We start from the raw sequence: 7,523 nt of genomic DNA on the forward strand, positions 1-7,523 counted from the left end.
AGAGTAATAGTCAGAAAATTTCAGCATTCATCTCTGGTGTTGGGGTGCTTTAACAAATGTTATTAACTGTTGCCTATAGAGTAATAGTCGGAAAACCAGAAATATTTTCATCTTGTGGAGCTTTCCACAAATACTGGTTTTTCCCTCATCAAATCTTGCCATCCATAGCTATTCAGTGCAAAGCCACCAACATTTTCATTCTCTGAAGCTCCAAAAAAAATCGCGCCTCAAAGAATTTTCGGTTGCATCCTGACAATTTTTGTGATATCATAAAATTTATCTGTAGTCGTTTGCCCCTACGCATGACTTTTTATTCAACTAAAAATAGTAAAGTTTTCCACCTCAGAGCGAATGTTGTACAAAAGAGTATTGTATAAACATAGCTAGTTTTCTGTAGGGGTAAAGCCAACAATATTTGCATTCTCTGAAGCTCCCGAAAAAAATCGCGCCTCAAAGAATTTTCGGTTGCATCCTCAGAATTTTTGTGATATCATAAAATTTAGCTGGAGTCGTTCGCCCCTGCGCATGACTTTTTATTCAACTCCAAATAGTAAAGTTTTCCACCTCACAGGGAATGTTGTACAAAGGAAAATTAATCTCAAAGATATAAAATGGCTTCTATACAACAGCATTGTCTGAATATAGCTAGTTTTCTGTAGTGGTTTGGTCTCCAAACCCCTACCTTCACTATTAGTAATTAGTGGTACTTAGACATCAAAAATTTACTATCGTGATTTTCCTTTTAGTAAACGTGAACCAAAACCTAGAACACCCAAAGCAATTAAACCTAGTGCAGAAGTAGGTTCTGGCGTTGATGTATTGTCAATTTCTGTACCTTGCACAATATTGTCAATTCCTGTATTAATACTCCTTCCATTTACAGTAGTCCAGCGAATAGAACTAATTTCTTCACTAGCAAGTATTCCTAAAAATCCTACAGTTGTTGGGTCGTGATTTAATACAAAAGTGTCAAGAAGACCAGTAGTACCAAAAACGCTGACTGTTGCTGGACCAAAAGCATTAAGATAAGTATCAAATCCTACTACTTCCGTAGGTGTACCAAATTCTACTGTAAAATCTTCACCACCGGTAGCAGTTAGTATGCTGCTAGTAGTTACAGGAACTCCAAAATTAGTATACCCAGGACTACCAACTACTACGTTGGGTTCAGGAACACCAGCTAAACCTATATATTTATTACCATTACTAACAAAGGATGGAAGACGACGATCTTTTGGTGAGAATGCCTCAAAGTCTTCTACTAAAGTTGTATTTGTTAAGGCATCAAAAGCATTAACATCAGTAAAAAACATTGTACTAGCATGAGCACTTCCACTAGCTCCAGCTACAACAATTAATCCTCCAGTAACTGTTAATAATTTACTCAATGTAGTTGGAATTTTCATTAGACTAACTCCAGTTAAATATAGTTATAAAATAGAAGATTCGTTTNAAATACCCTTAAGGAAGTTCCGACTGCCGTAAAGGAGCATCGGAAAACTTTACTGTTTTGCTTCCTAACATAAAACCATGACATCAAAAACGTATCCGAAAACTATAGAATTATTTTTGTCTTGTCTTTTTAAATAATAAAGCATGAATATAAAAAAAGTTGTCGATTTTCGACAACCTTAATTAACTAATTCAAAAACCAGTTATAGCAATACATTCAGCATAAATTAAGTTGAAATCGACAAAAGTATTTTTTAACATTGTCGAACTTCGACAGCTAAATTAATTATCAGGATGCTATAATAGTTTTCGGANNNNGGTTCTGTAATTATTTTATTTAATAGTAATAAGCAAATTTTGCTCGTGCTGAGGGATGATAAAAATTATATTCCATTTCCTAATACTTGGAATTTATTAGGAGGATTTTTAGAAAATGATGAGTCTCCAGAAGAATGTATTCGTAGAGAAATAAGAGAAGAAATAGAAATTGAATTAGGAAATATTAACTTCTTTCAAAAGTACAATATTTATGACAGAGAACATTATATTTTCTGGAAACAAATAGATTTAGACTTAACGCAAACTAAACTTAATGAAGGTCAGCGTTTAGCTTATTTTCGTAAAGATGAATTAGACAAACATCAACTTGCTTTCCAATGCAATTATATTTTGAATGATTTTTTTTCCCAGATATTATGACACCAGTTGAGTAAATAGGGTCTGCTGAAAAAGTCTTTTTTTAACGAGTAGAGGAGCGGGGGAGTAGGGGAGTAATTTTTTTTGCCCAACGATGCGCCATAAATGCTAACTTTTTGAGCATAAAGAGCTGAAAAATAGGTACTTTTTCTAGACCCAAAAAGGCTCCAACCTTTACCTGTAAATGCTTTGATATTTAACCAGTAAGCCCTAAATAAATTATAAATTATTCATTATCAATTATCAATTATCAATTATTAATTATTCATTATTAATAATAGCCTGAGTCGCAAAATTTTCATTTCTCGTCGGAGAAAGAACTCTAGCTTTTAAAATAGCAGCTCCTAAAAAAGCATAAGAAACCACACCCACAAACGCCAAAAGAAATATATTTAAAACCCCAGAAGCATTCCATAAAGCATGAAGAATAGAAGCAGTAAAATAACCAACTCCTAAAATCAACCAACTATTACGACGTCTTAACACACTTAAGCCAATAAAATAACCAAAATAACCACTATAAGCCATGTGACCGGCAACTGAACCTAAAATTCTTGGAATTAACAATTGTAATCCCACCAATTCACCCGCACCTACACCCAATTGTAGACTAGCACTATCCACAATACTAGGCACATATTGCCCAAGAGTTTCCAATAAAGTAAATCCTAATGCTGAAGCTGTTCCCAATAAAATTCCATCTAAAGGTTCCCAAACACCAATTTTCTGTCGCCAAGGAAAACGTAAATTACGACCTATTAATAATGCTAAAAACACAGGCAATGCTTTGAGCAACTCCTCCATTAATCCCGCTCCAAAAAACATCCTGATTAGGAAATTAAAAAAGCCAACATCTTGAGGATTGACTGATATATCACCAGGAAGTATTATACGAAATACCCCAATAAAAACTGTAAGAATAGGACTCAACAAAATTAAAACAGTTATTAAAGCAGCTCCAAATAATACCCACCAAGGCTTTTTTTTACCACAAAGTCGATAAACAAAATAATAAGCTGCACCAGCAATATAAGTCGCCAAAAGTAAATTAAAAGCCCCTGCATTACCCACTGTTAAAAACATTAAAACCACAAAAATTACAGTGATAATACCAGGATAAAGATAAGCCTTTTTAACCAATTGCTTTCCTGTAGAAGCAATTGGAAATAACTGTGTTAAAGTAATAGAATCAGTATCTTCAACATCTTCAACTCCCACATTAACATTACTAACAGAACTTACAGGAGGTGGAGTAAAGTTTACTTGTGGTGATACTGATGCGGTTGATTGTTGGTGGGATAAGTTATCGAATATAAATTCTGGTCCATTAGAACCTAGACGAATACGATCGCCCACTTGTAAAATTTGACATTCTTCTAGTTTCTCTCCATTAATATAAGTACCATTCACACTATTTAGGTCAAAAATCTCCCATCTTAAACCATTAGTTCCAGTTTGTTCAGTATGAAGACGAATTAGTGCATGACGGCGAGAAACCATCCTATACATTTTTGTCTCTAGGACAATGTGACAAGTTGGATCGCGTCCTAGCATTACCTCTTCTGTCTCAGATAGGTACTTCTTTATGAGTTGTTTCTCACATAGCCTTCTTGTAGACAGTTGTCGCAAAAATGCCATTTTTTCAGATACTTGGTAGTTATTTCAAAAGTCAGGGAATAGGGAATAGGGAATAGGGAATAGAGAATAGGGAATAGGGGGGATGAAATAGTTGATTCTATATCTTTGAATTGATTTAATTAAAACTTTTGCCAGAGGTCTAGTTATGAGTTAGTAGTGACACTTTCCTTTCCGGAATGCTCCGCAAACGCGAAGTTTAACTACATCAGTTATCAGCATCGACTGCTGAAACCAAAAGCTGGAAAAACTAAAGTTTATTTTTTTCATTTCCTTAAAAGGTAAGACTTGAAACCTGATTTTTTTGCCAATACAATAGACATCTCCAGAAAATAAATAAACCTTTTAGTTATATTAGCTAAAGAAAGAAAAATTCACCATAAAAAAATCTTTTTTCCTCCCTTTTTCGGAAAAATATTTTACCTATTCCCAGTTAAGTGTTTCCTGTTCCCTCCTATGGGAAAAAATCTATATATTTTTCACGCCTAAGTCTAATTAAGGTTTGCTGAAAAAGTATGTATTTTTTAAGGAGTCGGGGAGTAGGGGCGATTTCCTACGGAATGCTCCGCAAACATTAATTGCCCCTACCGGAGTAATTTTTTTGCTCAACTATTTGCCCAAAATGCGCTCCTTTTTGATTTTTCGGGAACCGTGCATAAATAGCCGAAAACTAGGTACTTTGTTCTAGACCTAAAAAGGCTAAAACCTTTCTCCGTAAATACTTTTATATTTAATCAGCAGAGCAATAATTATCAATGAGTAATTATCAATTAAAAATTATTCATTGTTGAATTTTTACTGATTTGCTTTAGCATCTTGAATTGCTAAATAAAAAAGTAAAGCTGCAAGAGGTATACTCAAACTTAGAATTACCCCTGTTACTAAACCTCCTAATTCTGGTTCCCCAGAAGATAACTCAAAAACAGAGCCAACTGCCGCGATCGCTGCTATACAAGACCCACCCAAAAACAAACCTGACTTAGGAGTTCCTACCATATTTTTTATTTCCAAGAATTTATTGACTTTTTTTGTTTTTCGTGATATGAAAAAAATCAGGGCTGAGTTTTCCAGCCCCTAGATATTAGTTTCCATCAGACTCAAGCAACAGACTTAACAGCTTTAGGAGAGAACTTATGCTTGGCCAATTCTTCATTAAGTGCCAACTTATTTTCTACTCGGTCTACAAAAAGCACTCCATGAAGATGATCCATTTCATGCTGAATTGCCCTAGATAATAATTCTTTAGCCTGAAGAGTTTTAGGGCGACCATTTTCGTCTTTGTAGGCAACTTCAATAATTGAAGGACGTTTAACATCCAAATAAACCCCAGGAATACTCAGACATCCCTCTTGGAAAAGACAAATATCACTACCATACCTTTTAATTCTAGGATTAATCAAAACTAGAGGAGGGGTAGCAGAATTATCTGGCTCACAGTCAATCACAATAACCTGTTTTTGGACAGCAACCTGTGGTGCAGCCAAACCAATACCATCAGCAGTATACATAGTTTGGAGCATTTCTCGCACCAGTTGCCTAATATCATCATCTACCTTAGCAACTCGCTTGGCTGACTGGCGTAAAGAGCGATCGCCCAGATAATGTATTTCTAGAGGTGATTTGTTTAATTTTTCCTTATTAACTATAATTTCAGAATTCATAGAGTCTTAACTTACCAAAATCGCTACATCTTTAATTTATTTATAGGTATTTTTCCTACCTCTTGCTCTATTTTAATAGAAAATATTAGGTTTCTGCCCATGAACAGTTAGACTGACTATCAATTAATTAATTAGAACATCGGATTGACAAGGGAACAGAAAAAAATAAATCCTCAAATCTCGTACCTTGTCCTTAAATCCTTGGGACTTACCTCAATCAACCCAGTTACTAGGATAAATCTTTGGTTTGAACAATAGAAATCTACGAAAAACCCTATTTCTAGGTTTGCGTGCATAAGTCCTGATTTTATTATCAATATATATAGCTAAAGTTAGAAGTTAGAAGTTAAAAGTAAAATTATTGCTGTGACTACGTTTTGGCATTTGAAAATGTCATAACACCAATGACAATTGCTATATTTATGCCCAACTATCTACTGCGTCCAAAATCCCTAAATTAATTAGTCAAGTATAATATATTATTTAATTTGGCCTTACTTCTAGATTAACCTAATATTTTCTAGCTTTTATTTCTGGACAGGCTTAGTCCCAATTTAATTGATACAAATCCTAATCTCTAGCTAAACTTAGCCTGACATATTATTGCTCTAACTTCTTGCCATAATCATGGCAAAAAATTTTTACATACCTCATAAAAACCTGTCTGTACTTGGTTTCCAAGTCCCCACCATTATATTTCAAAAAAGCAAAAATCAGAAATGCTATGAATAATGACTCTAACTCCTCTCCAGCTAATAATCCCAATTCCAGCCCTACATTAAAAAGTCCCAACGGTACCCAGGAAGCAATTACTCCTGTAAAAACAGCAATAGAGCAGTTAAACCTCATAGACAATGAAATAGAACAAATGCTTCCCGCCTCTGCCACAAATAATGCTTTAGTGGACAATCAAAAATATGAAGGGCCAAGAAATAGATTAGCATCCATTGTCACCCTAGTAGCGATCGCATTGATGATTCTAGGGTTAGCCATGGATAATGTGCTGCTTGGTTATACCAGTGCGGTTGTAGCAATGGTAGCTTCAGTCCGGATGATTTGGCCTAGTTGGGGTAAAGTCTGGAAAACTATGATTCCCCCAGTTTGGCGTAACCTAATCATTGCCTGCTTTGGTATCCTGTCAGCTATTGTAGGTTTACTGATGTTAAGTGGAGCAAACCAAGAACCTGGTAGTCGGAATATCCAGATTAACTGGGATGCCATTGGAGCGGTAGGTGAACTTATTGGTGCATTAGGTCAAATTTTAATTGCAATTATTGCGGTATATGTAGCTTGGCGACAATACGTTATTTCCAAAGATTTGACAATTCAGCAAAACCGCATTACTCAACAACAAACCATTGATGCTTACTTTCAAGGGGTTTCCGATCTAGCAATGGATGAAAAAGGTTTCTTAGAAGATTGGCCACAGGAACGAGCGATCGCTGAAGGTCGTACAGCAGCTATTATCAAAAGTGTAGATGGAGAAGGTAAAGCGAAAATTCTCAGATTTTTATCTCAGTCTAGACTGGTGACACCCATTAAGCGCGATAGATTATTAGGTCGCCCCATACTTGATGGTCAAGGGGGTTATGCTGAAGATAGAGAATATGGTATTCGTGTTATTGATTTAGGAGTAATGTTAGCAGGTGCTGACCTGACAAAAACAGATTTGCGGTGGACAGAATTAAGTGATGCTAATCTGGTAAGAGCTAATCTTGACGGTTGCGATCTGGTAAAAGCGAATTTTTCTCGTACTATTTTATATGAAGCAAGTTTGGTAGGTGCTGACTTAAGGGGAGTAAGATTTTTTTATGGCACTGCTGAAAATGCTACTCCCCGCAGTCGTACTAATGTACCTAACTATCAGACTGGTGTTTACACTGGTGCAGTTGTGGAAAATGTTAACTTTACAGGAGTCAAGCGGTTGTCTGATGAACAACTTTATTATTGTTGTGCTTGGTGTGGGAAAAAAAGTAGAAAAACTATACCAGGTGGTTGTGAAGGTATTCCAAATAAATTGGGGCGTTAGATTTTCGGGAGCTTGGGGAGTAGGGGAGAGAGGGAGTAGGGGAGTAGGGG

At 35.7% G+C, this 7,523-nt stretch carries 6 protein-coding genes; 2 read left to right on the plus strand and 4 right to left on the minus strand.

The window, feature by feature from the left end:
- Nucleotides 1–725 precede the first annotated feature (725 nt).
- Nucleotides 726–1,406 carry a PEP-CTERM sorting domain-containing protein gene (locus AFK68_RS18805; protein WP_094674099.1) on the minus strand — a complete coding sequence of 227 codons (681 nt, stop codon included), beginning with the start codon at nt 1,404–1,406 and terminating at the stop codon, nt 726–728.
- A gap of 376 nt (nt 1,407–1,782) precedes the next feature.
- Here AFK68_RS18805 and AFK68_RS18810 point away from each other — a divergent pair, with 376 nt between their 5' ends.
- A complete protein-coding gene (locus tag AFK68_RS18810) occupies nt 1,783–2,151 on the plus strand; it encodes an NUDIX domain-containing protein (RefSeq protein WP_256386609.1) in 369 nt (122 codons plus the stop codon).
- Nucleotides 2,152–2,409: 258 nt separating this feature from the next.
- On the opposite strand, the gene AFK68_RS18815 is transcribed toward AFK68_RS18810, so the two are convergent.
- The 3 genes from AFK68_RS18815 to def all read right to left on the minus strand — a co-directional run bounded on the left by AFK68_RS18815 (nt 2,410) and on the right by def (nt 5,444).
- Nucleotides 2,410–3,786 carry a PrsW family glutamic-type intramembrane protease gene (locus AFK68_RS18815; protein ID WP_094674103.1) on the minus strand — a complete coding sequence of 459 codons (1,377 nt, stop codon included), beginning with the start codon at nt 3,784–3,786 and terminating at the stop codon, nt 2,410–2,412.
- A gap of 792 nt (nt 3,787–4,578) precedes the next feature.
- Nucleotides 4,579–4,779: a hypothetical protein gene (locus AFK68_RS18820; protein ID WP_094674105.1), complete on the minus strand. Its 201-nt coding sequence runs from the start codon at nt 4,777–4,779 to the stop codon at nt 4,579–4,581.
- A 101-nt stretch (nt 4,780–4,880) separates the two neighbouring features.
- Complete coding sequence (gene def, locus AFK68_RS18825; RefSeq protein WP_094674107.1) at nt 4,881–5,444, minus strand: peptide deformylase; 564 nt, start codon at nt 5,442–5,444, stop codon at nt 4,881–4,883.
- 724 nt (nt 5,445–6,168) lie between these two features.
- On the opposite strand from def, the gene AFK68_RS18830 reads away from it, so the two are divergent.
- Nucleotides 6,169–7,473 (plus strand): pentapeptide repeat-containing protein, encoded by a 1,305-nt coding sequence (locus AFK68_RS18830; protein WP_094674109.1) that lies wholly within the window; start codon nt 6,169–6,171, stop codon nt 7,471–7,473.
- Nucleotides 7,474–7,523: the final 50 nt, after the last annotated feature.

Origin of the sequence: Hydrocoleum sp. CS-953 (assembly GCF_002260545.1) — a bacterium.
In the GTDB taxonomy this organism is placed as follows: domain Bacteria; phylum Cyanobacteriota; class Cyanobacteriia; order Cyanobacteriales; family Microcoleaceae; genus Trichodesmium.